Source organism: Phormidium tenue FACHB-1050, from assembly GCF_014696925.1.
Classification (GTDB): Bacteria; Cyanobacteriota; Cyanobacteriia; order Pseudanabaenales; family Pseudanabaenaceae; genus Pseudanabaena.
On the sequence record NZ_JACJQY010000001.1, the window covers coordinates 68202 to 93704 of the forward strand.

At 40.8% G+C, this 25503-nt stretch carries 30 protein-coding genes and 1 tRNA gene; 15 read left to right on the forward strand and 16 right to left on the reverse strand.

Annotation, left to right across the window (positions count from 1 at the left end; translation table 11 throughout):
* Nucleotides 1-39: 39 nt before the first annotated feature.
* Entirely contained in the window at nt 40-420 is a 381-nt protein-coding gene (locus tag H6G05_RS00320; RefSeq protein ID WP_094529391.1) for an AbrB family transcriptional regulator, read from the reverse strand.
* A gap of 336 nt (nt 421-756) precedes the next feature.
* Between H6G05_RS00320 and rppA the strand changes: the two genes are divergently transcribed.
* Both rppA and rppB read left to right on the forward strand, forming a co-directional pair.
* Nucleotides 757-1449, forward strand: a complete 693-nt coding sequence (gene rppA, locus H6G05_RS00325) for a two-component system response regulator RppA (protein ID WP_190575275.1) — start codon at nt 757-759, stop codon at nt 1447-1449.
* A gap of 93 nt (nt 1450-1542) precedes the next feature.
* The gene (gene rppB, locus H6G05_RS00330) at nt 1543-2886 is read left to right on the forward strand and encodes a two-component system sensor histidine kinase RppB (RefSeq protein ID WP_190575277.1); all 1344 of its coding nucleotides are present in this window, start codon (nt 1543-1545) and stop codon (nt 2884-2886) included.
* Nucleotides 2887-2992: 106 nt separating this feature from the next.
* Here rppB and H6G05_RS00335 read toward each other — a convergent pair whose 3' ends face one another.
* Nucleotides 2993-3205, reverse strand: coding sequence for a hypothetical protein (locus H6G05_RS00335; protein WP_242025166.1), 213 nt, complete (start codon nt 3203-3205; stop codon nt 2993-2995).
* Between the two features lie 374 nt (nt 3206-3579).
* Here H6G05_RS00335 and H6G05_RS00340 point away from each other — a divergent pair, with 374 nt between their 5' ends.
* A complete protein-coding gene (locus H6G05_RS00340) occupies nt 3580-5559 on the forward strand; it encodes a CHASE2 domain-containing protein (RefSeq protein WP_190575279.1) in 1980 nt (659 codons plus the stop codon).
* Nucleotides 5560-5565: 6 nt separating this feature from the next.
* On the opposite strand, the gene H6G05_RS00345 is transcribed toward H6G05_RS00340, so the two are convergent.
* A complete protein-coding gene (locus H6G05_RS00345; protein ID WP_190575281.1) occupies nt 5566-6711 on the reverse strand; it encodes an undecaprenyldiphospho-muramoylpentapeptide beta-N-acetylglucosaminyltransferase in 1146 nt (381 codons plus the stop codon).
* A gap of 271 nt (nt 6712-6982) precedes the next feature.
* On the opposite strand from H6G05_RS00345, the gene H6G05_RS00350 reads away from it, so the two are divergent.
* A complete protein-coding gene (locus H6G05_RS00350) occupies nt 6983-7774 on the forward strand; it encodes a VanW family protein (RefSeq protein WP_190575283.1) in 792 nt (263 codons plus the stop codon).
* 46 nt (nt 7775-7820) lie between these two features.
* Here the strand turns inward: H6G05_RS00350 and H6G05_RS00355 are convergent, their stop codons facing one another.
* Nucleotides 7821-8519: a pirin family protein gene (locus tag H6G05_RS00355; protein WP_190575285.1), complete on the reverse strand. Its 699-nt coding sequence runs from the start codon at nt 8517-8519 to the stop codon at nt 7821-7823.
* A gap of 162 nt (nt 8520-8681) precedes the next feature.
* Entirely contained in the window at nt 8682-8918 is a 237-nt protein-coding gene (locus tag H6G05_RS00360) for a CDGSH iron-sulfur domain-containing protein (protein ID WP_103668946.1), read from the reverse strand.
* 105 nt (nt 8919-9023) lie between these two features.
* On the opposite strand from H6G05_RS00360, the gene H6G05_RS00365 reads away from it, so the two are divergent.
* Entirely contained in the window at nt 9024-9404 is a 381-nt protein-coding gene (locus H6G05_RS00365) for a winged helix-turn-helix transcriptional regulator (protein WP_190575287.1), read from the forward strand.
* Between the two features lie 55 nt (nt 9405-9459).
* Here H6G05_RS00365 and H6G05_RS00370 read toward each other — a convergent pair whose 3' ends face one another.
* The 7 genes from H6G05_RS00370 to H6G05_RS00400 form a co-directional block, all read right to left on the reverse strand.
* The gene (locus tag H6G05_RS00370) at nt 9460-11211 is read right to left on the reverse strand and encodes a DUF3352 domain-containing protein (RefSeq protein ID WP_190575289.1); all 1752 of its coding nucleotides are present in this window, start codon (nt 11209-11211) and stop codon (nt 9460-9462) included.
* A gap of 216 nt (nt 11212-11427) precedes the next feature.
* Nucleotides 11428-12180, reverse strand: coding sequence for a M48 family metallopeptidase (locus H6G05_RS00375; protein WP_190575290.1), 753 nt, complete (start codon nt 12178-12180; stop codon nt 11428-11430).
* Between the two features lie 4 nt (nt 12181-12184).
* Entirely contained in the window at nt 12185-13078 is an 894-nt protein-coding gene (locus H6G05_RS00380) for a hypothetical protein (protein ID WP_190575292.1), read from the reverse strand.
* Nucleotides 13079-13275: 197 nt separating this feature from the next.
* Nucleotides 13276-14220, reverse strand: coding sequence for a glycosyltransferase family 9 protein (locus H6G05_RS00385; protein WP_190575293.1), 945 nt, complete (start codon nt 14218-14220; stop codon nt 13276-13278).
* Nucleotides 14221-14402: 182 nt separating this feature from the next.
* Complete coding sequence (locus tag H6G05_RS00390; RefSeq protein ID WP_190575295.1) at nt 14403-15932, reverse strand: tyrosine-type recombinase/integrase; 1530 nt, start codon at nt 15930-15932, stop codon at nt 14403-14405.
* Nucleotides 15933-15938: 6 nt separating this feature from the next.
* Nucleotides 15939-16124: a hypothetical protein gene (locus H6G05_RS00395; protein ID WP_190575297.1), complete on the reverse strand. Its 186-nt coding sequence runs from the start codon at nt 16122-16124 to the stop codon at nt 15939-15941.
* Between the two features lie 10 nt (nt 16125-16134).
* The gene (locus H6G05_RS00400; protein ID WP_190575299.1) at nt 16135-16350 is read right to left on the reverse strand and encodes a hypothetical protein; all 216 of its coding nucleotides are present in this window, start codon (nt 16348-16350) and stop codon (nt 16135-16137) included.
* Between the two features lie 44 nt (nt 16351-16394).
* Here H6G05_RS00400 and H6G05_RS00405 point away from each other — a divergent pair, with 44 nt between their 5' ends.
* The 8 genes from H6G05_RS00405 to H6G05_RS00440 all read left to right on the forward strand — a co-directional run bounded on the left by H6G05_RS00405 (nt 16395) and on the right by H6G05_RS00440 (nt 21095).
* The gene (locus H6G05_RS00405) at nt 16395-17066 is read left to right on the forward strand and encodes a cytochrome b/b6 domain-containing protein (protein ID WP_190575301.1); all 672 of its coding nucleotides are present in this window, start codon (nt 16395-16397) and stop codon (nt 17064-17066) included.
* A gap of 51 nt (nt 17067-17117) precedes the next feature.
* On the forward strand, nt 17118-17672 hold the full coding sequence (locus tag H6G05_RS00410; protein WP_190575303.1) for a hypothetical protein: 555 nt from the start codon (nt 17118-17120) through the stop codon (nt 17670-17672).
* 211 nt (nt 17673-17883) lie between these two features.
* On the forward strand, nt 17884-18846 hold the full coding sequence (locus H6G05_RS00415; RefSeq protein WP_190575305.1) for a ParA family protein: 963 nt from the start codon (nt 17884-17886) through the stop codon (nt 18844-18846).
* A gap of 42 nt (nt 18847-18888) precedes the next feature.
* Nucleotides 18889-19440, forward strand: a complete 552-nt coding sequence (locus tag H6G05_RS00420) for a restriction endonuclease (protein WP_190575307.1) — start codon at nt 18889-18891, stop codon at nt 19438-19440.
* Entirely contained in the window at nt 19437-19985 is a 549-nt protein-coding gene (locus tag H6G05_RS00425) for a hypothetical protein (RefSeq protein WP_190575309.1), read from the forward strand. The genes H6G05_RS00420 and H6G05_RS00425 overlap by 4 nt, the downstream gene beginning before the upstream one ends.
* Before the next feature lie 67 nt (nt 19986-20052).
* On the forward strand, nt 20053-20478 hold the full coding sequence (locus H6G05_RS00430) for a DUF6713 family protein (RefSeq protein ID WP_199310226.1): 426 nt from the start codon (nt 20053-20055) through the stop codon (nt 20476-20478).
* A 29-nt stretch (nt 20479-20507) separates the two neighbouring features.
* On the forward strand, nt 20508-20870 hold the full coding sequence (locus H6G05_RS00435; RefSeq protein ID WP_190575310.1) for a hypothetical protein: 363 nt from the start codon (nt 20508-20510) through the stop codon (nt 20868-20870).
* A 33-nt stretch (nt 20871-20903) separates the two neighbouring features.
* Nucleotides 20904-21095, forward strand: a complete 192-nt coding sequence (locus tag H6G05_RS00440) for a hypothetical protein (protein ID WP_190575311.1) — start codon at nt 20904-20906, stop codon at nt 21093-21095.
* A 96-nt stretch (nt 21096-21191) separates the two neighbouring features.
* On the opposite strand, the gene H6G05_RS00445 is transcribed toward H6G05_RS00440, so the two are convergent.
* The gene (locus tag H6G05_RS00445) at nt 21192-21407 is read right to left on the reverse strand and encodes a Nif11-like leader peptide family natural product precursor (protein WP_009624972.1); all 216 of its coding nucleotides are present in this window, start codon (nt 21405-21407) and stop codon (nt 21192-21194) included.
* Between the two features lie 788 nt (nt 21408-22195).
* On the opposite strand from H6G05_RS00445, the gene H6G05_RS00450 reads away from it, so the two are divergent.
* Nucleotides 22196-22534 (forward strand): hypothetical protein, encoded by a 339-nt coding sequence (locus H6G05_RS00450; RefSeq protein ID WP_190575312.1) that lies wholly within the window; start codon nt 22196-22198, stop codon nt 22532-22534.
* 148 nt (nt 22535-22682) lie between these two features.
* Nucleotides 22683-22765: transfer RNA gene (locus tag H6G05_RS00455), tRNA-Leu, on the forward strand.
* Nucleotides 22766-22873: 108 nt separating this feature from the next.
* Here the strand turns inward: H6G05_RS00455 and H6G05_RS00460 are convergent.
* The 3 genes from H6G05_RS00460 to H6G05_RS00470 form a co-directional block, all read right to left on the reverse strand.
* On the reverse strand, nt 22874-23812 hold the full coding sequence (locus tag H6G05_RS00460; protein WP_190575313.1) for a hypothetical protein: 939 nt from the start codon (nt 23810-23812) through the stop codon (nt 22874-22876).
* Nucleotides 23809-24669: a ParA family protein gene (locus H6G05_RS00465; protein ID WP_242025167.1), complete on the reverse strand. Its 861-nt coding sequence runs from the start codon at nt 24667-24669 to the stop codon at nt 23809-23811. Before H6G05_RS00465 ends, H6G05_RS00460 begins: the two co-directional genes overlap by 4 nt.
* A gap of 93 nt (nt 24670-24762) precedes the next feature.
* Nucleotides 24763-25485, reverse strand: coding sequence for a type III pantothenate kinase (locus tag H6G05_RS00470; protein WP_190575314.1), 723 nt, complete (start codon nt 25483-25485; stop codon nt 24763-24765).
* Nucleotides 25486-25503 lie beyond the last annotated feature (18 nt).

Consider the following 25503-nt stretch of genomic DNA (forward strand, 5'->3'; position numbering starts at 1 on the left):
CACAAAACAAGCTTGCTTAGCAAGCTTGTTTTGTGTTTTTTATTCGTCGTCGTCTGCACCAACTTGACGCAAATGAATATGCTTACGTCCAAGGCGAATTTCCAACTCATCACCAGCCTGTAGACCCATCAATTGTGTATAAGCTGAGCCAATTAGTAGGTTGCCATTTTTCTGTACGCTAACTCTATAGCTGGCACTGCGTCCACCTTTGCCACTACCTTTTGCTTCTAGTTCAACCCCATCAGCCTCCATCAAGGCATTATAAAACTTCATCAAGTTAACACGAGCTTGATTGTTTTTGGTAACAGTAGCATATCCACAAGCCTTAGCTTTTTCTTCTTTTGACAGATGTTCAAGTTCTTTGACTTTCTGTAATAATGCATCGCCAGAAAGTTGCACTGGTTGTTTGATTTTTGCCATTTGTTCTTAACAGTTTAATATTTAATATTTATACATTAGTATCTAAGATAATTGTACTACTAGTCAAATTTTTTTGAGAAGATATACAGCCTATTTATTTTTACATACAACTATCATCTATATCTAATTAAATTAGTTCTAAAAATAAAAGGTTCTTAATAGGTTGACAACTTAAAACAATAAATCTATTTTTATAGTCTGAAACACTATAAAATTCATAAAGATAGTTTGTGTCAATTTAGAACCTCAAAATCAAAGCAATAATTCAGTAAATGTAATTTATAAATTGCACCTAAGTTTAAAGATTGAGGACAACTTAACTAACGAAAAAAAGACATGAGAGTTTTACTCGTTGAAGATGAAGTTGACTTAGGGACTGCAATTCAACGTAGTCTCAAACAAGAAAAATATGTGGTTGATTGGGTGCAAAATGGCAAAGAAGCATGGGACTACCTTGATCGCCAACCTACAGAATATAGTGTGGCAATTTTGGACTGGATGTTACCGCAGCTTTCAGGATTAGAATTATGTAAACGATTACGCAAAAATCAAAATCCTCTTCCTGTCATCCTCCTCACAGCAAAGGATCGGATTGAAGATCGTGTTCAAGGACTGGATGCAGGAGCCGATGACTATCTAGTGAAACCATTTGGGATGTTAGAGTTATTGGCAAGATTGAGGGCTTTGCAAAGGCGATCGCCACAAATTCAAGCCACACAGTTAAAAGTTGCCAATCTCGTTCTTGATTACAATACTTCCACCATTGCTGCTCCTGACATTAATGGAAAATATCAGAGTATTCAATTGACGGCTAAAGAGTTTCAGCTCTTAGAATATTTTATGCAGCATCCTCATCAAATTTTGACCCGCGATCAGATTCTCAGTCGGCTATGGGAAATGCAAGCAGAACCAGAAAGTAACGTGGTTGCTGCCCAAATCAGGCTGTTAAGACGACGACTATCGGAATATGGACAGGAAAAACTAATTGAAACTGTTTATGGTCTGGGTTATCGGTTTAATGTTAATTAAAGCTGTCGCATATCCTGAAAGGAAAGTTGTGCATCGCGGCTCCGCCGCGATGCACAACTGGGTTTTAACTAAGCGCAAAGCGCTGTAACATCCATGAATCACGATAGTGTCTTTTTCAAAGCAAAAGTATCCTTAGCTCTCTGGTATGCAGGAGTGATGGGAGTCATCTTGGGATTGTCTGGACTTGGTGCTTATCAGGTGATGGCTCATGCTCACTGGCAAGGCGTTGATCAAGAGCTAATTGCAGTCTCTGGCAATCTTCACGATGCTTTAGAGCCAAATTTGGAACAAACTGGAAAAATTAGTGCCAATGTGCAGCGAATCTTGCCTAAGCTCTGCATTATTGGCGAATCATGCGAACCCGATCGCGATCGCCATGTGTTAGGAATTACTAAGCAAGAGGGTTATTATGTCAGACTGCTCGATCTTTCGGGGCAGCTTCTAGCTACAGTTGGACAACAAATAGAATCTGTTCCATTTAGCAAAAAAGCAATAAGTTGGCATACTTTAGAAGACTCTCAAGGAAATCGCTACCATCAAGTTGCATTACTCTTAAAAAATAATACTGGACAGCCTTGGGGCTATCTGCAAATTGGGCGATCGCTACAAGACTATGACCAACATCTAAACGAGTCCAAATTTGCCTTATTGACAGGATTACCGATCGCCTTTTTGTTGGTCAGCATGGCAAGCTGGTACTTATCAGAAAAAGCGATGCGTCCAGTCTATGCCTCCTATCAACAAATTCAGCAATTCACCGCCGATGCTGCCCATGAAATCCGCACACCGCTAGCTTCAATTCGAGCGACAGTAGAATCGGTGCTAATGAGTGAGAAAGTTTCAGAACAAGAATCACGAGAAACTCTACAGACTATCGATCGCCAGACGATTCGCCTCTCGCAATTAGTGCAGGATTTGCTAATGCTCTCACGAATGGAAGGAAAGGTTTCCAAGCAATCACCCAGCCAATCCTGTTGTCTCAATGACATTGTGAGTGACTTAATCGAAGAAGTAGCCGCGATCGCGATGCAGTCACAAATTACGCTACATTTGCAACTTGTTAACAAGATTCCGATCTATGTTGCGGGTAATGAAGAACAAATCTATCGCTTAATTTTCAATATTTTGATCAATGCTATCCATTACACTCCAGAGGGTGGCAAAGTTCAAATGTTTTTGGAACCGAGCGATCACATGGCAACGATCCGTATTGAGGACAATGGTATCGGTATTGATGAAGCTGATTTACTACATATTTTTGATCGATTCTATCGCGCCCATAGCGATCGCTCTCGGCAAACGGGTGGAACTGGTTTAGGGCTTGCCATTGCTATGGCGATCGCTAAGTCTCATCAGGGCAATATCCAAGTCAAAAGTCAACTCGGCAAAGGCAGTATATTCACGATTCGATTAGGACTTAATGACAGAGAAATCTAATCGAAACCCTTAGATATTCTTAAATGCTGCCAATCACTTATCGCTTTGTGCCAAACAATTAAACAGGTAATGGGCGCTGCTTTGCAGCGCCCATTACCTGTTTGATTTATAGATTGTTAAAGTAATTGACTATGCTCTCTTCAGCTTTAATGACAGGCAAAAATAACTGGTACTCCCATCCTTCTCCAGCAGGCTGATCCTTTTTAGCAATGTAGTCTTGCCTTGGACCGCCTTTGCCTTCCGCACCTGCATAACGTTCCACAGCATGAAAGACAAAGATTCTAGCGTAAGCATAGCCGAGTAAGTATAGGCATAACATACCAAATAGGACAGGGAGCAATTTATTTTTCTTCAGCATAATCATCGAATAAGTTGTAAAAATAGCGATCCTAAACTAGCAAATCTCTGCTATTGATCTTGATCTGAAGTAAAGACGGCAGAGTGTTGCTGAAAAGTTCCCAATTTGTATCGAACAAGCGGGCTAACGGTGTAGTTATTTATTTGTTGCAGTCAGCCCGAAAAATATGAAAGTTAAGTTATTTTCATTCCTTTCTCCTAATCATCGCGATTTTTGCGCTGTGCAAATACATGCTATGAATGATCGCTAAATTACAGTAGTTGGGGTTTGATAAATATTTTAGTGTTTTTGAAAATTAGTATTAAGATTTTGATTGAGTAAATCGAAAAAATGTAATGAAAGCCAATATCAAAAAGAAGTTCAAAGCATTATCAAGCCCCAAGTTTATTGGCTATGCATTAGTGGGGGCGATCGCATTATTAAGCGCGATCGCTACGGGTTTAGAACTAAACGAAGTGCAGAACCTTGAACGTCAAACCCAATCAGCCTTTTTTAACTGGCGTGGCACGATCGCTCCTCCCAAAGATATTGTGATTCTGGCGATCGATGATCTTTCCTTGAGCCAAGGTGAATTTTATGACCCAAAAACTCGTCCTTTTTTAGAGCCATTTCGCACAACTACATGGAAGCGAGTAGTCTATGCCCAAGTCCTAGAGAAACTGGTTAAAGCTGGCGCAAAAGTAGTTGCCTTTGATATTTTATTCGTGACCCCTGGAGATCATGGAACTGCGGATGATGATAAATTTCAAGCAGCGATCGCTAAGTATGGAGAACGCGCCGTATTTGCAGCTAGTTATGAATTTACACAGATTGGTGATGCAAATATTATGCAACTTGCCTCACCCGATAGAATTTTCCAAATAAAACCGAATACCTTAGGACTAATTAATTTTCAACCTGAAATTACAGGCAATATTCACCGTTTGGGCGTGCAACCACCAGCAGATAGTGGTTTGCCGATTGTGCCAACTTTTGCGGCTGCGATTTTGAATGTCGCCAAAATTAGTTATCCCCAACCTAAAGGCGATGGAATTTATTTCTTTGGTGGTTCAGATACATGGACAAATGCTCAACAACAGATTCCATTTTATTATGTGGTTGATCCGTATAATTGGAATAGTGAACAACTTCAGGGCGGTAAATTCTTTAAAGACAAAATTGTTTTGATTGGAGCAACGGCGGCTTCCAAACAGGATATCCAAAACTCAGCGATGGGGCGAATGCCGGGAATTGAGATTCATGCCAATGCGATCGCCACACTCATGCAAAACAAAAGCATGGCTGATCTATTCGCTCATCCTATCCAAAAAGGTATTTTCATCTTTCTACTTGTGGGAATCTCAGGGGGTATTCTCTGCCGATTTAAGCATCCACCTACGCAGATATTAACGTCTTTTGGCACTGCGATCGCTTGGTTTGGAATTGGGTATATTAGCTTCATTTACACCAGTACGATTTTGCCAGTAGCGATTCCTACGATCGCGATCGGTTTAAATGGAATAGCCCTTTTAACTACGGGTTCCATTGCTGCCCAAATTGATAAGATTTTGCTGCGCCGTACTCTAGAGCGTTATGTTGCTGCACCAATTGTTGAAGAAATTATCAATCAGCCTGAAGGGTTTCGTGATTTATTAGAAGGTCACACACTCAAAGCGGCGGTTCTCTTTTCTGATATTCGAGGTTTTACGACTCTTTCGAGTCGCCTACCTGCAAAAGTACTAATCAAACAACTGAATACCTATTTAGCTGGAATGGTAGATGCGATTTTGGAGTATCAAGGCACAATTGATAAGTTCATTGGTGATGCGATCATGGCGGAGTTTGGCTCACCTGTTTCGCGAGGAGAGAAAGCCGATGCGATGAATGCGATTAATGCTGCTCTAAATATGCGATTTGCTCTAATGGAACTGCGTAAGGTCTGGCAAACTGAAAATATGATCCCATTCTCAAACGGTATTGGTATTAACTATGGGGAAGTAACTGTCGGTAATATTGGCTCCTCTCGCCGTCTTGAATATGCCGTTATTGGCGATACGGTCAACGTAGCAAGTCGTGTTGAAGGTATGACCAAGGAATTGGAAACAGATATCGTCATTACGGGTGCGCTTTACGAAATTGTCAAGGACGAAATCGATGTTGTTGATTTTGGAGAACATGCACTCAAGGGTCGAGTTGGGAATGTACGGTTATATGGTGTGATCGGTCTCAAAGGTTGCGATCGCCAAATTTATGAACAAGTCCACAATGATCTTAAGCGCCATACTGCGGTGATCGATATTCTCAAAAAAGGTCAGTTACCAACACGTCGCGAATAAAGATTATTAAAAGTGTGGCTTCGCCACACTTTTAATAATCTTTACAATTTGAGCGATCGCATTCGCATCTTCGCTTTGATGCATATTCTGGATATACTCATCACGACGCTGATCAAGATCAGCGATCGCTTTTAATAAACTCTCACTAGTTAAATCTTCTTCCATGAGAACAGCACTATAACCACGGGCTTGAAAAGACTTGGCATTGAGGATCTGATCGCCACGACTAGATAATTTTGATAGGGGAATTAGTAAATTAGGCTTGCGTAAAGTCAGAAACTCAAACACAGCATTTGCTCCTGAACGCGACACGACTAAATCAGCGATCGCTAAAATATCGGCAAGTTCTGCTCCTAAATACTCAAATTGTTGATAGCGTGGATTTACATTGAGATTGACATCAAGATTGCCTTTACCACAGGCATGAACAACTTGATATTTTGACGTAAGCTCAGCTAAAACAGCACGGATAGATTGATTGATTTTTGCTGAACCCGTACTGCCACCGACCACAAATAGAACTGGATCATCAGCATTAAATCCACAAAATGCTCTTCCTCTTTCTCCATTTCCTTGAAGAATATCAGGACGAATTGGCAAGCCTGTATGTGTAACCTTGGGAGCATATTTTGCTAAATGTTTAGCAGTTTCAGGAAAAGTGACACAGACTTTAGTTGCAAAGGGAATTGATAGGCGATTGGCTAAACCAGAAGAAAAATCTGATTCATGGATAATTACAGGAACCCGCTGTAGCCAACTGGCAAAAATGACAGGAACAGTGACAAAGCCCCCTTTAGAAAATACAACTTGAGGCTTGATTTTGGCGATCGCAAAATAAGCATCAAATATGCCCTTAATTACTTTAAAAGGATCGATGAAGTTCTGCCAAGAAAAGTAGCGGCGCAATTTACCCGAAGAAATACCATGGTAGGGAATACCAACTTCGGCAACAAGTTGTTTCTCAATCCCATGATTAGAACCAATATATATAACTTCCCAGCCATCAGCTTTCAAACTCGAAAGCAATGCAAGATTAGGGCTAACATGACCAGCAGTACCGCCACCTGTCAAGACAATTTTTGGTTTCTTTGCTAATTGTTGATGGTCTGATGGTAAGTTCGACTGATCTTTGGTCTGATTATTTGCGCCCACAGTTATTATTTGTCTCTAGTTATTGAGAATATTGGATTTTTAGCTTCAAGTATTGTAGCGATTTCATGGCAATTTTCCAATAAGCTGTTACTAAACGTCCCGCGCTTTGCGCGGGACGTTGAATGGATTAGGAATTAAACAAATGAACGAGGTGTAGGGGAAATTCATGAATTGTCCCTACAGGGTTTCAAGTGATTTTTGCGTAACTCCTATAGATTTTATGTAAAAATTGTTTAGGACAAATAAAACTCAAATCTAAAGAGTTTAGGACATGAACCAAGTCTGGCAAAATTTTAAAAAGCCAATTCGCAATAGTCTCAAATATGCCAAAGCTTTAGTCAAAGGATATCCATTCCATTATGCCAATCGACAAACTCCTGATGATACTGATCGATACTTGTATAAATGGATAGAGTCTATTACACCTATTCCCGATCGCGGCACATCAGAAATTCGGGCTAATCGAATTTGGAACTTACGACTTGCGGCTCAAAGGATTCATTGTCTCCATATTGCTCCTCAAAAGATTTTTAGTTTTAGCGATCGCATTGGTGCGCCGACCAGAGCCAATGGGTTTAGGGAAGCTCCTGTATTTGTACGTGGTCAGGTGCTAACCGATGTGGGGGGAGGATTGTGTTTGATTGCTACTAATGTTTTCAATACTTTTCTGTATGCAGGCTGTGAGATTTTAGAACGGCATTGCCATAGTATTGATGCCTACGGAGAATCAAGGTTTTATGAATTAGGTCAAGATGCCGCAGTCGCACATGGATACAAGGATCTCATCGTTCGTAATCATAGTCAAATCCCTTTACAACTGAGATGTCAAGTATTAGAGAATGAAGGTAAAGTTGCGTCCAGTCTTTGGGGTTCTACCCCAAAACCTTGGCAGATCAAGGTGGAGTCTCAAATCCTTAAGCAATTACATCCACCAAATCCACAGTATCTATCAGGTTGGACTGTTAAAACTTCCCGCTATGTCAAAAATGAATTAGAGCCATCATCTACATGGCAACGTAATTATGAGGCTGTTAGCCATTATCAGCCCTGCATAAAGTCATAAGACAAAAAGCGGCGCGATGCGCCGTTTTTTGTCTTATGGAGTTGGATTAAGCCAAATCAAAAACTAGAATTTCAGCATCACCTTTACCAATCAATTTCAAATCGCCAACCCGATCGCTTGAAATGGCATCACCAGCATTTAGCAAGCGATCGCCTACTAACACACTGCCCTTTGCTACTTGTATCCATGCATAGCGATTTGGGCTAACTGTATGGCTTACTTCTGCACCATCTTCGAGAATGGAAGCATAAACATAGGCATCTTGATAGATTTTGACTGAGCGATCGCGTCCATCAGGTGAGACGATTAACCTTAACTGATTGAGCTTTTCTTCCCTTGAGAAAAAAACTTGTTCATAGCTGGGCTTGACACTTTCTTGATTTGGTAAAATCCATATTTGCAATAGATGAGCAGATTCCGTTGCTGAAGGATTAAACTCACTATGGGTAATTCCAGTACCTGCGCTCATTCTCTGCACATCACCCACACGAATGACTGAGCCATTGCCCATGCTGTCCTTATGCTCTAAAGCTCCATCGAGCATATAGGTAATAATTTCCATATCGCGATGGGGATGGGTTCCAAAGCCTTTACCACCTGCGATCTGATCTTGATTAATCACCCGCAATGAGCGAAAAGCCATATGCTGCGGATCGTAATAGTTAGCAAAGGAGAAGGTGTGATAACTGTCGAGCCAACCGTGGTTGGCATGTCCTCTTTCTTCTGATTTACGAATAGTCAACATAATTTTTATCTCTGGTAGTTGTTTTTGATAATTTGCCCTCACCCCTAGCCCCTCTCCCGTAGGAGAGGGGAACAAGACAATAATGTGGGTTTTGCTCCCCTTCTCCTGCGGGAGAAGGGGTTGGGGGATGAGGGTTCCACATAACATCAGTTATGAATTGAATTAAAGTTTTGTATGCGCTCCGTCACAGAATGGAGCATTACCTGTGTGCTTGCATAAACAAAGTGCAACTTTCTTGGTTTCGGTCACTTCAAAGGCAAGAGGTGTAAATTCTGTTCCTTTATGTGCGCCATTACAGTAGGGTTGGTTGGTAGATTCGCCACAGGTACACCAGTAATATGTTTTAGGCTCTAGTTCCAATACAACAGGCTTCTTATCAACAATCTTAGGTTCACTCATGAATTCTGTCCAAATGCGTTGGTTACCGACAAATCAAATATAATTGACTCACACTCTTTAAGTAAAGTATGCACTTTTTTGTAAGGTACATACCAAAAAGATACTATGGAAAATTATTCTGATACATTTACCCTAAATTCCTTATCTGAAGTGGATTGTATCGCTACTTACCAGAGCGATCGCCCTAGTTGCCCAGTAGAGGCTACCCTTGATGCGATCGGTGGACGCTGGAAGGTTTTAATTTTGCACGAATTATTTAATGGCACACGTCGCTTTGGTGAATTACATCGCAGCTTGCGTGGCATTACTCAAAAAATGCTGACTCAACAACTGCGAGAAATGGAGCATGATGGTTTAATTCATCGCGAAGTATATATGCAAGTTCCGCCCAAGGTTGAATATTCGCTCACGGATTTAGGCAAAACCTTGCAACCTGTACTAGATGCAATGCATTTGTGGGGCAAAAAATATTTAGAACAACAATAAAAAAGACGCACTTTGTGCGTCTTTTTTATTGCTTAGAAAGCACAAAGGGCTTTATTTACTTACCGCCTTTCTTGAGAGCCAAGATTACTTCGACTTCAGCAGTTTCTGGATTTGGATAAGCCGCAGTTGCCGCGATACCACGGATAGACTCAATCAAAGCTTTTGCCTCAGGAGGAGTCTTTTCTTTCTCAGCAGCAGGCATGAAGCTTTGAACGATACTCCATGTGCGATCGGCATCAATATAGAAATAGCCAACATTGTTAGTAGGTAAAGTACTAATTACTGACTTATAGGTAGCATCAGCATCCAGTGCAGTTGCAGGTTTTGGTACGAACAGAGACACAATTGGAGATGCGGTGATGAAGAGTGTATCTGGTTGACTCCAGCCATGAGCCACGATCGCGCCAGCACCAGCCGCCGACCATTCAGTAACAGAGACTCCACCGACATCTTTTTTAGCTACCGTTGCACCATTCTTAGACGCAAAATCATCTAGTTTCTTGAACAAAGATTCAGCAGCAGCACGGTTTGTGGTTTGTAGCATTAGTAAAGGTGCAAGTCCTTGAGTTTGCGCCAAAATTCCTTCTGTTTTACCAGCTACAGAAGCTAATGCAAATTCGCCATCCATCCATCCAAAGATATCTTTGTCAAGATCAAGAGCCAATGGTGAGGACTTCAGTTGCGCTCTGACTTCATCAATCCCTTTCTTGATTTCAGGATTTTTATCTGCCGACTTTACAAATTGCTCCCATGAACTCTTGATATTAAAGCCCGTGGTTACCATAAACGCTTGGGAAGGAATCTGACTCATAACCTTGTTAGGTGAGTTTTTGAGGGCAGCAATTGCCGCAGGATCAAACTTACCAAGGGCTTTAAAGCGAATACCTGCATCATCAATACCAAATCCCATATTCAAAGATTTGATCTGCTTCAATTGTTCCAAAGACTCTGGGGGAATGGTCTGAGCTTCAGGATTTAGTGCTGCTAGCTCCACAATTGATGTGCCGAAGTTAGGGATGTAAACTTGAGCAACAGGGTTTTGAATCTTGAGGTCATCAGCACTTGCTGCACTTGCTAACGAAGCTTCACCTTTAAAAGTATCGATCGCTTTCTGCGTTGTTTGTTCTTGAGGAGTAACAATCAAGTAATCTCCAACCATTGCAGTTACACTGCCCTGACTACCTTCGCCATATTGGGTGATCTTCACACCTTTATAGTCAGACTGCTTTTCTTTACCACCTGCCTTAGTTTTGATTTTCTCGGTCAAAAACTTCTCAGCACCAGCTTTGTCTTTAACCTCAACCACAATCAAAATATTAGGAATAGTTTTTGCTTCAGGGGTTGCAGGAGCCGCTTTGTCCTGTACAAACTGAATCGAACCTGTATCGCTCATCGGTACATAGCGATTTTGAATAGCCGCTTGCGATTTGCTTGGTACAAGGCTGGCTGTTTTCCCTGAAGGTAAAATTGCGAAAGTTATACTTTTACCAACCCAAGGCTTAATATCTTTGTCGTAGTCAACGTCACCTGAGGAGAGATTTTTCCTGACTTCGGCGATCGCTTGATCGTAAAGTTTTTTGGTTTCTGGAGACAGGAACTGCTCTATTTTGGACAAGGCTGCTTCGTCGGTGGAGATGGACATCGCCATCAATGACTGCTTCGGCACAATCGACAATGTTCCTGCGGTACTGCTCGCCGTGGGCAGAATTGACGGCTTATTTAAGAAAAAATAAGCACCTATGCCCCCAGCCACTACTACAGCCGCGCCACCAATAATTGGTAGTAAATTTGGTTTTGTTTCTGTCATAAATGCATACCTCACACTTGTTAATTTCAATATGACAGTATAGTGCTTAACTTAGAAATACCCATAGACGCGATTCACCTAGGTCTTGTGAGATCGCTCACATCACTTAAAAAATCTCCCTAAAGGATTAGCATGACAGGCGTAACTTCAGTAATTATCGGGGGGTATGCAATCAAACTTTAACCAGAAAAAACTCGCTTCGCGAGTTTTTTCTGGTTAAAAATCTAGCCATGCTGGAATAACTTGCCATGCTTGATTAAGAGATTTGTCTAATACCTTGTAATTTGGCTCAAACTTACTGACTAATTTCCAAAACTTATCCGAATGATTCATGTGAACTGTATGGCATAGCTCATGAATTAGGACATATTCAACAACATTAGCTTCGAGAAAAAGCAGCTTGTAATTGAGACTAATATTTCGATTGCCAGAGCAGCTACCCCATAAAGTCTTTTGACTACGCACGGTGGTAGTACGATAGGGCAGCTTGGCTCTGATGCTGACTTTGCGTAACCAACTGAATAAATGTTTTTCCGCCTTTTGCATTAGCCATTGCTTCAGAAAAAATTTGCAAGCTTCGATATCGGTAATATTGCCTTTTACGACTAGCTTTAGTTCAGATTTTTTTTCTTGGATAGCGATCGCCCTTGATTTTGTCAAAACCTCTTGATACTCAATCTGCCATTCTTCGTCCAGCGATCGCAAATTGATGTGATCAGGCAACTCATGGGGAGCTTGTGACTGAAAAAAAGCTTCACGCTGATCAAGTTTGAGTTGATTGCGAATAATCCAATCACGCTTTTTTTGAATCAGTTCAGGAACCTTTTGATGGTCATAATCCACAGGGATAACCACTTCTAAACCCGCTTCTACGGAAAGTGAAAGGCGCACAGACTTAGCGCGATCGCTTACCCGCACAGTGTAAGCTGGCAAATCACCGTTAATTGAAGATTTGGAGCCAGATGCCATAGGTTTAATCTTGAATTAAAATTGTGCCTGCAAAGCGAGCATTCAAGCGATCGCGCTCACGATGGGCATTGCTACGATTGCTATAAGTCCGCACTTGAATATAGGATTTCCCCTTAAAAATAGTCACAAAAGCATCGGGTGCTAGTTCACGGACTTGTCTTAAGGTATTAGCATTTGTATTGGGAACTAGCACCCGATAAATCGTGGTAGTAGAACTGGGCTTATTGGAAGTTCTGCCAGAATTTGTGGGAAGAGAAATATTTGATGACGCAATGGGAGGAGCAATCAATGATGCACCAATTACTTGAGCTGCTAGCCCTTGACCTCGTAACTTTGAGGCGATCGCATTAGCACTTTGTTGACTTGCTAGTGGGGCTGCCAAAATTACGGAGCGATTACTAAACGTGGCAAGAACTGCACTCTTTCCAGATAGGAATTGCACCTGTTGAATTGCCATATTTGGTTCTTTGTTCAGTTCCACCAAAATCACCGATGCTTGTAAGTTTGCAGGAATGTCATTCACTTTTGCAGAGAAAGAATGCACAACTGCGTCTAGCCCTAACGCTCGTAATTGATTGGCGCGAAATGTCGAAGCTTGGGCATTGTCAAAACCTCCAAAAAAGGTCATGGATGCATTGAGATAATTACAAGGTACGGCGGCGATCGCGAGAAATTCTGGTAACTGGGGTAGTAAGTTGGCAGGACGATCCAACATGACGACATAGCGTCGATTTGTGATCTGGGGGCAAGTGAGTGCAGGATTTACTGTCTGAGCGATCGCGGTTGATGAGAGCCCGAGACTATCGGTCAAGCCCAGCCCAGTTATAAAAATAGTGCTAGCGACATAATTGGCGGCGATCGCCCATGCAGATCTGCTAGGAAGTCTTAACGGTTTCATGTTGTTAAACCTATTGTCTTTAGAGCGACCATTTTGAACATCTTGATCACCTTTTTGCCCACCAATTTGTCTTCAATAGTTGAGATATACCACTATATGCTGTGAATTGTCATGACTAGAGCAAACTTTTTTCAGGCTTAATTTAAAGCTTTTGGGCAAACATCAAAAAGGCTCGCAACGCGAGCCTTTTTGATGAATTATCCTTCCCAAATTTTGGCTATGACTGTTTGTGGTGAGATTTCATTGAGGGGCTGTCCTGCGATCGCCTGCACATATTTGATCCGCTTTTCAGCGATCGGCAGTAACGCGCCAGCAGTCGCATTTGCTCCTAAAATTGCCACTAGTGCCGTGCCAACTGCAACTCCCAGTTGCATAGCATCACCTTCGGCACAAATAAATAGATTAGCCGAAGCAATAAAAGCGGTTAGCTTGCCGATGTCGGTCGGACTAGTAATTAAGAGATTAGGAACTTTAGCGGTTAAATTCTTCAGTAAATCGGCATTATTAACGCTATCGATCGCCACAATCGGTAAGTTAGGTAGTTTTGTCTGCATATCCAGCGCGATCGTTGCCCAACTATCCGCAGGATAATTGGCATAAGCGCCACAATTCAGCAAAATAAAACCACTTTTTTGAATGCCAAGACGCTTTTGCTCGCTAGCTGCCCAATCCAAATCAATTTTTGGCAGAGTGACCTTAATGGGTGGACAGAGCTTCTGGATATTGATTGCCATTAGCAAGTTATGCTTTTGGACTGCGGCATATTCTTCAGGATCGGTAGTAATAATATCCGTTAGCAAAAAGTCACCCTGTCCAGCAAACGATATTCGCTTAGGAATACCGCTTAACCATAACAAGATGTTAACTGACAAACTAGGCTGACTAATGATCGCTGCATCATATTCGCGATCGCGAATTGTCCCAAGCAAGTTACCAAAATCAGCCAAAGAATTGCGATCTTTGAAATCAAACTTGAGGACTCGGTTCACAGATTGGCAAACGCGATAAGCTGCCATTGCGCGTGGCTCGACTACCACATCAATCTCGGCATTGGGATACTGTTGCTTGAGTGTATCCAGTGTCGGGAAAAATAGTAACTGATCGCCAGTTCCACCAGGAACCAAGGCCAGTATTCGCATCATATTTATACATCTCTAGACGAAGACCGTAAGTAATATTACTTTGTTTTTGGGAGTTGATACAGATAGCCTTAATACAAACTCTAAGTAGCTGGATTAAAAACCAGATTCAAAACCTGTGGCGCACGCTGCGCGTGCGCCACAGGTTTCTGGGTTTTATATTTAATTGCGCCTAGTAACTTGGTCTAGATCAAATCACCTAATAAGCTGGATACTTCGCCTTGCATATTGGTTCGATTGTCGTCGTAGAGCATGAGGGTATCCAATTTTTTGTGTCGTGATAGTTTCTGGACTTTGCGAACATTGCCGTTAGTTGCATCAAGGGCGGCTGTAATCGCAGAATGGCGGATACGGTGGGGAGACATTTTTTTGGTAATGCCTGAGTCTCGTGCTAGTTGATCGACAATTTGGTAAATCGCTGTGCCAGTCAGTCGATGCCCCTGATTAACTGGATCGAGAGATTGAAATAAGGGGCGATCGCTATTTTTTGTCTTAAGTTGAGATAGCCAGTCTTGAATTGCGTTAGTTGTTCCCATGCTAAGACTGATGAGACTCTTTTGAGAGCCACGTCCCTTACCTAAAATCTGGAGCGATCGCCCTTCAAAATCAAAATCACCGATATTCGCACTAACAACTTCATTACGACGTAGGGCATTGTCCCAAAGTAGTCTCAAAATCGCAAAATCACGCTTACCCTTGAGGGTAGTTCTATCTATTTGTAACAGCATTGTGCGAATACCATCGGGTTTAATCCCCGTTGTATCGCGATAGGTTTGGACAGTCTCGGTTTGGACATCATCGAGATTCCAACTGCATTTCCCTAACTTAGCGGCGAAGTTTACCAAGGATTTGAGAGCCGACAAGCGACGGTTAATTGTCGATTCCTTTAAGCTTTGAGCTATTAAGTCGGATTTGTATCGCAACACGATCGCGATCGCCTCAAATCGATTTAACTGCAAAAACTGAGCTATCACTGGCTCCGTAGGCTTTTGTCCATAGGCTGCAAGAAAAAAGTAGCGCAAATCCTTCTCATAGGCGCGTCTAGTGTTAAGACTCCGTTTGTCGGCTAGGAGAGAAGTGAGAATGTCTGGATTAAATTCTGTTAGAGCATAAGGAACCTTGCTTATTTGAGTCTCACTAGTATCTAAATAAGTCCTATTTTGATTCTCACACTCTAAATTTGATACGTCACTTGGTCTCAACTGAGTCTCACGTGTCGCAACTATAGTCTTGTTGAGTGTCTCAAAATCTTGATTTAAGGCATGTTTTGCTTGGCTAAATCTCAATTGTTCGGGGGCGATCGCGTCGCTAAGCCCTGCATTAGCTGCGGCGCGTTTGACAATGCCATAGATGGCAGTTCCCGTCAGTCTATGACCATAACTCGCACGATCCAGAGATATAAATAGTGGTGCTTGAGAATCTTCCTCGTTCTCAGCTTCAATATGAATCAAATTTAGCCAGTCTTGTAATGCGTTGGCTGTGTCTAAACTAAGACTAATAATTTCTGCTTGATTTTGTTGCCCCTGACGTTTATAGCGCCGTTGCACCTGAAGCGATCGCCCCCGACAATCCAAATCGCCAATGCTAATTGCCGCTACCTGTTGCCGCTTTAGCGAATTCTCTATCAATAATTGCAAAATTGCATAATCGCGTTGACCTGCTAATGTGTGGCGATCGCAAGCCATGAGAATTCGCTCTGCAAGGTCATTAGTCATTACGCTTCATGATTTACTGCTAAAAACTTTGTAAGCGATCGCCCCTAAAATCACTAACCCAACGAAGGGCAACCAGTTATAGCGAATCCAGTAAAGCAAATTATTAAAAAAGTAACTAGCTTCACGGGATACCCATGCCGCAATTACAATCGCCCCAACAAACATCACAAAATACATCACGATCTTTGTCATTTATTCTTTCCTAGAGAATTCTCTTTAAAAATGTGTCCGCTACAAATGCAATACAGATCAGTGTGATTACCCCATATTGCTCACCACTACCAAAACTTAGCCATTTTAGAGATTGAGCAATGGATGAACCACTGCCAGTAGCACCTCTAGCAAAACTCATCGTAATATTGAATACAAGATGAGTAAAACCAATGGCTAAAATTTTGCTAATTAGGTTTTTATTCATTCCTACTTTATCTGTAATTCACACATAATCATAACAAAAAGTTTATGTCGCGTACTGCCCCATACCAGCCCATTCTTTTGCGGTTATTGCATAGTGCGATCGCCATCTTAGTCTTTGCTTCTCTAATTACAGGTTTTATGGTCTATGACCGATTTGACAAGCGGTTTGGAACTCTTAACTTACCGATAGTTCCCAATACCCAAGGGATTCACGGTACGATCGCTTTAACATTCTTAATTCTCTTACCAATTTTTGCTATATATTGCTTCCATCTAGGCTCACGACGCTTAGTTCAGGAGCAATCACTTAAACAGCTTGCAGAAGTGGGTAAACCAGTTTGGTGGATATCTCTACAGCGTCTCACCAATACTCTTATTCTTCTATCTGCGACCTTTGCAGTGATTACAGGTCGAATGATGCAAGAGATCTGGCTACCTAGTGAAGAATTGAACCATGCTTGGTATATCGGACATTTGATTTCATGGGTATTAATGATTGTTGGTATAGCAATGCATCTATTGATGAGCGCTAAGGTAGGCGGATTTCCACTATTGCTATCTATCTACAATTGGAAAGTACGTGCTGAAGACATGCCAAATTCTTGGTTTAAAGGATTTCAAATCAAACCTTCTAGCACGATTCTATTAATTTTTGAAATACTTGTTATCGGTGGTATTGCGATCGCCTTTGTTTTACCCGCATTCTCCCAAAAATAAAATAAAGTAGAGGAGGTCGCAAAGCGACCTCCTCTACTTTTATGCAAAAACATGAGAAAAAAAGACTTAACTTTACGCAGCGATCATAACTGGGAGTCAGAAGAAGGCTACAAAATCTTTGTTGCTGATCGTGGAGCGGTAAGATTTGATTTTCCCAAAGATTGGATTGTTAAGTTTAAAGAAAAGTCCGTTAGCTTCCATGACTTTGAGCCAACCGACGATACTGGCGCATTAGAAATGTCCTTTAATCGCTTACCTCCTCACGATTGGAATACATTTCCCCTCAAAAAAGCTCTACAACAAATCCTTGATGATGACGATCGCGAAATTCTAGCCAAAGGTAAAATCACTAGCGCTAACCGAGATGGCATGAAGCTCGTATGGACAGATCTGCGCTACATTGATGCCACTGAGAAGCGTGAAGCTACCTCTCGCATCCTGATTGGTATTGGTGGAAATGTCCAAGTCCTCTTCACCTTTGACTATTGGACGGAAGGCGAAGAACAAATGAGCCAAGTATGGGATGTCGTATTGCGATCGCTACGGTTGGGCTTATTTATTCCTGACCCTACCAGAGGACAAGTGGTTAACCCAAATTTAAACTAGAACTACTAGAAAACAAATAGAGGTATCTCTGGGAATAAATCTAGATATAGTGATGATTTTTTACCGATGACTTGGCGTTCTAATGGTGTATTGTTAATTCACTTAAAATGATTGAAGAGTAAAGGCTCACATAGTCTCAGCTCAGGTTTTAGGCTCAGACAGCCTCACTTTAAAACTCTTTAAAACTATATTTTTGCGGATATTCAAAGTAATGGGAAAAGTAATAGCAACAGTAAATATGAAAGGTGGGGTCGGTAAAACCACCTTAACTGTCAATATTGCCACCTGCTTGGCGAAAATCCACCGCAAAAAGGTTTTAGTCGTCGATTTAGATACCCAAATCAGCGCCACGCTCAGCATGATTTCACCAGCCGAGTTTGCTAAATGCCGCAAAGAAAATCGTACCTTGAGAAATCTAGTTAGTCAGGCGATCGCGCGTTACGGTGTCCAGATTAATGATCCAGAAGAAAAAGTCTACCAAATCAAAGATCTCGTAATTCCCCATGTCTGCAAAGTTCAAGGCTTAGATCTGTTAGTGGGCGATATCGATTTATACGATGAGTTTCTCGTATCAGAAATGCTCTATAACCGATCGCTCCTATATGAAGAAAAGCAAACCTTTCAGCAGACTTGGAGTAAGTTTGAGCAAACTTTAATTAAAGGAATCCTTGCTCCTGCGCTGAAAAGTTATGACTTCATCATTCTCGATTGCGCTCCTGGTTATAACTTAATTACGCGCAGCAGTATTGTCGCAAGTGATTTTTACCTAATGCCTGCAAGACCTGAGCCTCTGTCTGTAGTCGGTATTCAGCTATTAGAAAGACGTATTGAGCGACTACGTGAAGTCTATCGAGAAGACAATTCGGTTAATATTCAACTTTTAGGTATTGTATTCAGTATGTCGGCTGGCTTTACGCTGAGCAGATATTACCAAAAAGTAATGGATCGAGTAGCGGCGGACTTTAGCACCGCCAAGATTTTTAAAACCAAAATTCCCAATGATGTAAATATTGCTAAAGCTGTAGATAATTTCATCCCTGCTTCTCTATCTAATCCTAATTCAGGCGGCGCAAAAGCTTTTGCTGAAGTCACAGTTGAGCTTTTGAAAAAGTTAGAAGTCTCTCTAGGCAGAAAAGAACAAACCTCAAGATTGAGTTTAGTTGATTTGGAATAAATATATCTAACCACTAATATAAATATTAAAAGAGGGCTAAAATTGGCGACGGCAGCAGAATACGAAAGTATAATTAAATCTCTGCAATGGGATGCATTACGCTCTCTATGGGACAATATTGAAAAACGTAATACTCCTGATTGGGAATCGGGTAAGGCTTTTGAATATTTAATAATACGAGCATTTGAACTTGATGGAGCGGAGGTAAGATACCCTTACAACGTGCGTCTATTTGAAGAAGAAATAGAGCAAATTGATGGAGCAATCCACATCTCTGAATTTTCTTGTCTAGTTGAGAGTAAAGACTTTGCAGACAAAAAAGTTGATATTGCTCCTATAGCTAAACTTCGTAATCAGCTTTTACGTCGTCCGACAGCTACAGTTGGATTAGTGTTTAGTAGAACTGGTTTTACAGATCCAGCCCGTACCCTTTCCCGCTTTTTATCGCCACACGCTATCCTGTTATGGGATGGCAACGAGATAGAGTATGCATTAGACAATCAAAAGATCTGTGAATTACTAATCCTAAAATACCGTGTATGTATAGAAGATGGACTACCTGATTACAACGTTACAACAAGGAATATTCCATGATTGCATATATTATCTGTGAAGGAACTGCTGACAAACAACTACTTAAGACTGTTCTACCAGCAGCATCTCTAAATCAAGTAGAAATTGTTGTTGGTGGTGGCATATCTTCTGTCAAATCAATTGCACGTTCTCTGGTTGTTCGTAGGCAAACGCCTGTTGTGATAGTTGTTGATTCTGATTCAATAGTGCCAGAATTAGTGCAGATGAGGATTAGAGAAATTACCGAGATAGTTGAAAGCGTTTCTGTAAATACTCCTGTAAAGGTAATGCTTTTTGTTCCTGAGATAGAAGTGATCTTGTTCCAAGATCTTCATTTGCTTACAAGATTATTAGGTTATAGTCCATCTCAAGCTGATCTTAATTTAGCTGTTGTACAACCACGTAAGGTGTTGGAAAAATTGTTGACTCAATCTGAGAAGGTACATAGTCTTAATGAAATTCTTGATTTATTAGCCAATGAAAATATTAATAATCTGCGCGATTTTCCAACTATACAAGAACTAATCAAGTTTCTCCAGTCCGTTCGTGAGCCAGTCAATGCTTAAAAGCAAAACAACGAAACTTTAATGATAGTCAAGTTCTACTTCGCCGATTATTCGTAATCTCTTATCGATGACAACTAGAATACAAAATGCACTTTTTAATCTAGGCTTAGCAACACTCTCTACCCATGAATTAGATGCTGTTACTCAGTCAGAGTGGCATCTTCTCTATATTTTGAACAACCTCCCAGAAACAATTGCAGCAGACACTTTTGTAGTTCTTCACGTTCCATTATTTACGATTATTTTTGGGTTGGGATTTAACGAAAATCTGAAAGTTAAGAAGTGGGCAAGAATTATCTTTAGCTTGTTTTTGATTATTCATGCAGGATTACATAAAGCTCTCGAAAATCATCCCCTATATACTTTTAACTCACTGATTTCAAAATGTTTGATTTTTGGGGCAGGAGTAATTGGTTTGATGTACTTAATTACTTTGATTGGAGAGAGATTTACTTATTCGCCAAAAACTGAAACCCAAAACTCCGCTAATTAAAAAGATGCTACATCAGAAAGTAAATTACCATGACGATAACGCTCTCTGTAGGAGACTTTGCTAATCGTAAAAAGTCTAACATGAAGACTGACGAGGTGTTTTTTGTGTCAGGAATTTTGTGGCTAGATGAAAAGGAAGCAAGACTTTATAATTGGCAGGATGACCAATCTATAGCCATTGCTGATGATGAAGCCTATGTAAAAATGCGATCGCACTTCTCTGGTGATTATCTTGATGATGTATTATTACAAGCTTGGGTACGCGATCGCGATGATTGGCTAGAAATTTATAATGTGTATTGGTTTGCTTGTAGAGATAGAAAACATCCTGTTAAATGGAGTGATGAGATTTCTGTAAGACCATTGCCAGCACAGTATGATTATTTTCGTTGATTTATCAACTCTTGGAACTATGACGTTAAAACTATGCACAATCATCTCCAGAAATTAGAAAGCGATCGCTTATCATCTGCTGCACAAAAATCGAAACCTTGTCATCACTGCGAAGGTAAAGGCTACATAGAACTACGAGACTGTTCTGGAGAAATTCAACGAGAAGAAAATTGCTCGTTTTGCCACGGGAAAGGAAAAATTGAATCTGATAATTTTACGGAGTAGTTAGAAACAGGCGATCGCCTGTTTTCTAGAGTTTATAAATTTAAGGCTCCGCAGTATCAAATCTTTATTTAATGCATTATGATTCTCGCAAAGCATTTAGTTGTACTCTCCAGGAATATCAGTTTTTCTAACAGTAACCCTGTCAACCTTCTGACCTGACATTCTCAATAATTCATCACCTGAAAATTCAAAACCAAGCTTTAGTGCTATTCGCGCAACATCATCTGCGGTTGATGCTGCGACCACCTCGTTTTTAAGTTCAGGTTCAGACTGCATTTTCTTTAAAAATGCTTCGATTTGCTCAAAAGCCATATTTAAAATTCCTATTCTCGCTAGCTGCTCGTAATATAGCGCTTTCAAGCAAGCAAGGTACAAAGGTTTGTTTGAAAACGCTATATAAAGAAAAACAGCAGTATATTCTTTAAGACTAGCAGCACAAGGGTATCAAGATTCGGGAGAAAGATGATTAAGGAGCAGAACAAATGTCATACTCTAAACCAAACATCTAAAAGTTTTTCAAAATCTCCTTAAATTAGCTTCAGCACCAAACCCACGAATTGGGACTGGTGCTTTTTTATTGGCTAGAAAAATTAGAGCTTATTTTGTTACAGCGTTACATTGTTGCAAGACAAGATTACGAAATTAAATAGCTTGTGTAAATAACCATTATCGCAAACATAGTGGCTCAGCAAGCATTTTGAGCAAATTCGTAAGCTTTGACTCAACTTAAACACTGTGGGATTTCATCAAGCTTAAAAACAAGATTCTTTGTCTGTACTGACAGAAAAACTAGTCTAGTAGTGAGACATGCTGTCTTTTGTTGCGTCTAGAAATAAGACGCGGATTCTCAATAATAGGCAAAAAATTCTCTTAAGAATAAATATGAAATGAGGTACAAAGGTTTGTTTCTCCGCCGAAGACGAAGAACAAACCTTTGTACCTCGCTTATTTGAAAGGCGGTATAGACTTAATCAAATAAAAGCGGTGCAATGCACTGATTTTATTGGGCTTGTGAAAGGTTAAATTTTAGCTGTTGCTTCTCAAACCTAGACAAACCTATGATGAAATCTATATAAGTTCTAATTTGCGAGAAAATTTCCATGGCTGATATTCGTGAAGTAACAGGTGACCCAAATGAATTTTGGAGTGAGCTAAGCTGGGCTGATCTCACCAGTGACGAGCAAGCGGTCTGGACTCAATTAGGCTGGACTGAGGAAAGCTGGGATGAGGAGGAGGATTTTCCTGAATGGGATGACTTGTCTAGCGAAGATAAAAAATTGTGGGGTATCCTCGGTTGGAGTCAGGCTAGCTGGGAAGGAGAAGATGACATTCCTGAATCAGCCGAAAAGCTCTGGGAAGATCTGACCAGTGAAGAACAAGCAGCCGCCACAGAGCTTGGCTATACCCCTGAAAAATGGGATGACGAGGAAACCGAGTAAATCTTATGGCGCTTTGCGCTCATAGTAATTGCTCAAAAAACTACAGCCAGCAACTAGTTGCTGGCTGTAAGTTTTTTGAGCGATCGCAATAATTTTAAAATTATGATCATAAATTGATCCATTTCGCGTTAGAATATCAAAGCCCTTTGGGGGTATGGCGGAATGGTAGACGCTACGGACTTAAAATCCGTTGATCGTAAGGTCGTAAGGGTTCAAGTCCCTTTACCCCCACTTCATAAGATCGATTTGCAAGTAAACCAAGAGTATTGCTTCGCAATATTTTCAAATCACAAAGAGAGACTACTGTGCGAAGCACAGTAGTCTCTCTTTGTGATTTAGTTACCATGCATCAATAATTTTCTGCATAGTCTTTTCAGCAAGTCCCTGAACATTAATAATTACATCTTGAATTGATAGAAATTTCTGATTTGGTTGCTGTAATCTTAGTTCATCAATAAGACGAGCAAACTTGATATTAGTTTTCGCTGATTTTGCTAACTTATTCTGCAACTCAGCAAAATTAAGTCTATTCAAGTCATCAAGTACCTGCAAGACTTTTGGATCGGTATTGTCAATATTTTTAGCTTTTGCTGTTTTTTTAGAGGTCTCGGTCTTGGGTTTATTAGTTTTAGGAGTAGTCTTAGATTTTGAAGCGGGCTTTGATTTACTAATCTTTTCTGGTAACGGTTCTGGAGCTAGATTACTAGGTTGATTATTAGTGCCAAGGACTGTATGAATAGGAACAAGGGATAATGACTGACGAAAATCGGTTAAATGAGCATCCAGTTGTTTGGTTACTTGACTTACAATTGTTTGCAAACTAGCACTGATTCGTTCTTCAATGGTTTTCTCGATCGCCGCAGTTAGTTTTTGCTCTAATCGCTTCGCGATCGCTTCTTCGATTTTTGCTAAATCTGGAGAGGTTTCATGATTCACTGGTGGAGTATCGGAAATAGGTGTTGGCGCAGAATGCGATCTCAAAAAGTTATATTGCTCAAGAATCGTTGACTCTAAATCAGGTGGCACGACATAGGCGCGGATTGCTGTAAACTGCTCATCTATTTCCTGCGCTTTAATTGCTGCGTAATATTCAAAATGACCTTTCAAAACTTCAAAGGCGATCGGTGAAACTTTGCGGACAAGGATCGGACTAACGGTATCACCAGCCTTTAAAAATAAATTAGCAAGATTCTCAACTTGATGGTCTGGAAATTGAGAACTGGATACTGCGGGCGGCGTGATTGTATCGAGATCGATGGAAGAAGTTAATAGACTCATGCACTTAATCCTACTTTTTCAAGAACTTCATTAGCTAACTCTTCAAACTCGGCAGCAGATATCGAGTCGGGCTTAAAGTCAAAAATCGACTTAGGATCAGGAATTTGGCGATCGCCTTCAAATATAAAATTATCAATAGCCCTTGATAAGTCTTCACGCTGAAAAATTCTGGTCTCCAATACAGGAAATCCATAACGCTCTTCAACTACCTTTTCTTGTTTAGGCAAAGTTGCTTTAATATAATTAGCATTGGTCAAGATTTTGGAAGGTAATACACCTAAAATCGCGATAGCAGGTTTATTGATGAAAGTCCGAAACTCATCAATTTCCTCGACAAAGTTTTTGACATTGCGTAAACCTTCATTGGCAAAAGGTTTGAGGTCAGAGGGAATGATTAAATAATCACAGGCAATTAGCGCAATCTTGGCATAGAGATTTAGAGATGGCGGCGTATCAATCAGAACTACATCATAGTCATCCTTCACCAGTTCCAATTTCTTGACTAGATGCGTTTTAGAACTATCCTTATCAACTAATCTTGCCTCTTGCCAAATCAAATTAATATGCGCGGGAATGACATCGACTGGGGGATAAGTAAAGGTACTCTTGAGTGCAATTTCAGGAATATAGTTAGATTTAGGATAGAAGACAACATTATAAATATTGCTATCTTTGAGCGTATCTTCTTCTTCAGTATCAAACTTCATTAGCCCTGCGGCATAGGTAGTATTCGCCTGACTGTCGAGGTCAATAATGAGAACTTTTAACCCCTTACGACTAATGGCAGCAGCGAGATTAATGGTAGTCGTGGTTTTACCTACACCACCTTTATTGTGATAGATCGCGATCGTTTTCATGATTCTTACTTTTGGGTTAGGAATAGCAGTTGTAGTTTGTAGAGATTGTGGCGGCGTAATATCAACTGATTGCTTCGGAGTTCGACTTCGCTCTCATTGCGACAAAGCTTTGGATTGAAACTCACAGCAGTGCCATAATCCCCAAAAAATTAGATTCTTATCAATTATATCTACTTTTAGTCCCCATTTCACTAAATGTTCGCCATCTCCCCCAGTAATTATCACCTTGCTATCAAGAAATTGTGATCGCCAATCATCGATATAAGCTTGCAAACCCGCTAAAAATATGTGAGCAATTCCCGCTTGTATTGAGATAGGAGTATCCAAGCCCCACCGACTTGGCAAGGTCTCTGGAATATTGAGTTCGGGTAGCGCCGCCGTATTTTGATGCAAAATAGAAAACTGCGATCGCAAACCCGCCACAATTGAACCACCAACTAAAGCTTTATCCGCATCAATTCCCGTTAAAGTAATCGCTGTCCCCGCATCAATCACTAAAACTGGATAGCCATAAATCTCCCCTGCTCCATACGCCGCCAAAGCGCGATCGCATCCCATAGTTGCGTACAAACCTCGCAAAGGCACATCAACAGTTTTAATAAATTGGGTTTGTGGAAGATGATGCCAAATGGTTAGTAAATCAGGCACTACTGAAGCGATCTCAATATGCTCAAAATCTCGTTCAGCAAGCTGCGCTTCTAAGATTGGTAATTGGTCATGGGTATAGGCATATTCTTCAAGAATTTGGCGATCGCTACTCAAAACAACCGCCTTAATTCTGGTGTTGCCTATGGCGATCGCAAGATGCTTATTCATACTGCTCTAGATTCAATT